Below are 798 nucleotides of genomic sequence, written 5' to 3'. Positions count from 1 at the left end.
AAAAGTCCCGGAAAGTCTTATCAACTTTCGTTTCCTTCGGTTCCTGCTTCGCTTGATTTGCACGATATCGCTTGACGGCAGAGGGAGGGAGAGAAGAGATCAGAACCTTATGTTGTCTCCCGCCATTTCCACCACGACCAGTACCTTCTGTTGTGATAGCTTTGATTTTCCCTTGTTCAATCCAATTTCGAATCGTGCGTTCCGACTTCTTGGTCAATTCTGCTGTTTCTTTCACTGTGATGTAAGCAACTTCGCTCATATCTACCCTCCTTGTGTCCTCTTCGAACGCTCTATACAAACCCTTTAAAGGTGTGTTATAATCGCTTTAAATTAATTGTTTTGCTCTTGGCTGCCGTTCGCATCGGCAGCCTTTTTCATTTCTCTGACTAACGCAACCTCATTTTCCACTGGTTCGAATGCTTCGCGAACCGAACGCTCCATTCGCTCAATCGCTTCAATTTCACTGTAAGCCTCAGAAAGCATTTCCTTTACACGTAGATACAAAGCTTGTCGTTGAAAGTCGAGTGATTCTAGTTGCTTCTCGACAATGTGCTGCCTTGCATCTGTCGAGAATTTTGTTGAACCCTCTTTAATAGAGGAGTTATTTTCTGCTAATTCAGCCACTTGGTTAAGGATGTTTACAATTCCGTTTTTGGTCATTTTTCATTTCCCCTTCCTTGTTTCAAGCTGTCTCTTTAATGTCGAGGCGCTCCAAAATGATTTTTCGATAACGATGGTTCGGGCGAACGCCGCTAATGATTTCCGATAAACGACTGATAGGAATGCCCTCTTGTCTGC

The 798-nt window shown here is 43.6% G+C and carries 2 protein-coding genes; both read right to left on the bottom strand.

Annotated elements, in window-relative coordinates; translation table 11 throughout:
- A partial coding sequence (locus tag BALCAV_RS20920) for a helix-turn-helix domain-containing protein (protein ID WP_040324345.1) occupies positions 1–259 on the bottom strand: 259 nt, incomplete at its 3' end.
- 71 nt (positions 260–330) lie between these two features.
- Positions 331–660, bottom strand: a complete 330-nt coding sequence (locus tag BALCAV_RS20915; RefSeq protein WP_040324344.1) for a hypothetical protein — start codon at positions 658–660, stop codon at positions 331–333.
- Positions 661–798: the final 138 nt, after the last annotated feature.

It is taken from the genome of Alkalihalobacillus alcalophilus ATCC 27647 = CGMCC 1.3604, assembly GCF_000292245.2.
In the GTDB taxonomy this organism is placed as follows: Bacteria; Bacillota; Bacilli; order Bacillales; family Bacillaceae_D; genus Alkalihalobacillus; species Alkalihalobacillus alcalophilus.
This window is presented reverse-complemented; position numbering and strand designations above follow the sequence as displayed.